1 protein-coding gene is annotated in these 2,388 nt (G+C 59.7%); it reads left to right on the top strand.

Translation table 11 applies throughout. From position 1 onward, the window contains the following. Positions 1-2,142 (top strand): DUF3427 domain-containing protein (locus A9X01_RS19660; protein WP_081282487.1); only part of this gene is annotated, 2,142 nt, incomplete at its 5' end. Positions 2,143-2,388 lie beyond the last annotated feature (246 nt).

Raw genomic sequence — 2,388 nt, 5'->3', positions numbered from 1 at the left:
CTAGAAAGAATCGCGCTGTCGCGCATCCGTGGTCACCATCGAAACCTTCTCGTCGCCGCCACCGGCACCGGCAAGACTGTGATGGCGGCCGTCGACTACGCCCGCCTGCGAGACCTGCTGTCGCGGTCTCGGTTACTCTTCGTCGCCCACCGGAACGAAATACTTGACCAAAGCCTCGCGACCTTCCGCCACGCGTTGCGCAACGCTTCTTTCGGGGAGAAGTGGATCAGCGGATCGCGACCACAACGCTTCGACCACGTATTCGCTTCGATCCAAAGCCTGAATGCTGCCAACTTAGGAGATCTCGCGCCCGACCATTTCGACGTTGTTATCGTCGACGAGTTCCACCATGCGGCGGCACCTTCTTACCGCAAACTCCTCAATCATGTGCAGCCGCAGGAACTACTAGGGCTCACTGCCACGCCGGAACGCAGTGACGATCTGTCAATCTTGCACTGGTTCGACGATCGCATCGCCGCCGAGCTCAGGCTTTGGGATGCAATCGATCAGCATCGCCTCTGCCCCTTCATGTATTACGGCATTCATGACGGGTTGGACCTGACCAATATCCCGTGGCGCCGAGGGCAGGGTTACGATGACCAAGCCCTCAGCAATCTGTACACCAGCACTGACGCATGGGCCCGCACGGTATTGCAAGAAGTGTTGCGACTGGCAGATGATCCCGACACGATGCGAGCCCTTGGCTTCTGTGTGGGCATCGAGCACGCTCAGTTTATGGCGAGGCATTTCAATAGGCACGGTGTTCCTGCAGTCGCAGTCTGGGGAGATAGCCCTCCGGCTGACCGCGCCTCAGCCCTGCGCGACCTCGCGGCCGGCAAGGTGAAAGTCGTCTTTTCGGTTGACCTATTCAACGAAGGTGTGGATGTCCCCACCGTGGACACCCTGCTCATGCTGCGCCCAACCGAAAGCCCAACACTATTTCTCCAGCAACTCGGGCGCGGACTTCGCCGAGCCAGGACGAAAAACTTCTGCACCGTACTAGATTTCGTCAGCAACCATCGCAAGGAGTTCCGCTTCGATCGCCGCTACCGCGCCCTGCTAGGCGGCACCCGGCGCGACATCGAAAGCGCGGTGAGACAAGGCTTTCCGTTTTTGCCGGCCGGCTGCTACATGCACTTGGATGCCAAAGCGTCTGAAATTGTGTTGCGCAGCCTACGAGATGCGATTCCGTCGCGGTGGCCTTCCCGTGTGGCTGAACTGCGCGTCGTGCACAAGAAATATCCAGAAGTCACCCTCTCGCAGTACCTGGAGGAATCCGGCCTTGACTTGCCTGACGTATACGACGGGACCCGATGCTGGTCCGATCTGTGCGCGGCAGCGGGCGTACCGATCGCTGCACCCGGCGAGCACGAGACGCCGCTGCGTAAGGCAATCGGCCGCCTTCTCCACATCGACGACGACGAACGAATCGCCACCTACCGGCGGCTTCTCGAGGCGCCAAGTCCGGTAACCGTATCCACACTCCCGGAACGCGAACGTCGGCTGGTGCGAATGCTCGTCGCTAGTTTGTGTGACCAAGTGCTTACCACCGAACATTCCCTGCAGGACGCTGTTGATCTCGTATGGTCGCATCCTCAAATTTGTGCCGAACTCGCCGAACTACTCGTCGAGCTTGACGAACGAGTCGACCACCTACACGGCGTGCTGGACCAGCATCCGGATGTGCCGTTGCAGGTGCACGCCCGCTACTCGCGTATCGAGATACTGAGCGCCTTCGGTATTGGGGATCGCGCAAAAGCAGCCCCTTGGCGCGAGGGAGTCTATGAAGCCAAGGATGGCAACGCCGACTTGCTTGCGTTCACGCTCGACAAGAGCAGCGGAAGCTTCTCGCCGACTACTCGCTACCGCGACTACGCCATCAGTCCGTCACTCATTCACTGGGAGAGCCAGTCGATGACTCGCGCCGACAGCGAAACCGGTCTCCGCTACCGCAATCACATGCGCACGGGCCGCTCGATCATGCTATTCACACGACTCCGGGCGACTGACCGAGCCTTCTGGTTCCTCGGCCCAGGCACCTACCGTGGACACGTCGGCGAGAAGCCGATGGCTATTACCTGGGAGCTGGAGACTCCGTTGTCCGGTGATCTTTATCAGTCGTTCGCGGCCGCAGTGGCTTAAAGAATTCGCCCAGTCGATCCAGTCCGCGCTATACACCGGTAATCATGCGTCCGTCGACACGGCACAGGGTGGGTCAATCAGGTGTCGTCTCCTACCTGAATCGACCCGGGTCAAGTCCAGGGACGTGGTGTACGACGTCGTCGTGTGATTCTTCGATGTCGTGACTTATGCGGTTAGTGCTGCGGGTGCGTCCTCCTGTTCTGGTGTTGTGGTGGTGGTGACTCGGGATTTGCTGAGGACGTCGAG

Origin of the sequence: Mycobacterium asiaticum (genome assembly GCF_001668675.1) — a bacterium.
GTDB lineage: Bacteria > Actinomycetota > Actinomycetes > Mycobacteriales > Mycobacteriaceae > Mycobacterium > Mycobacterium asiaticum_D.
This window is presented reverse-complemented; position numbering and strand designations above follow the sequence as displayed.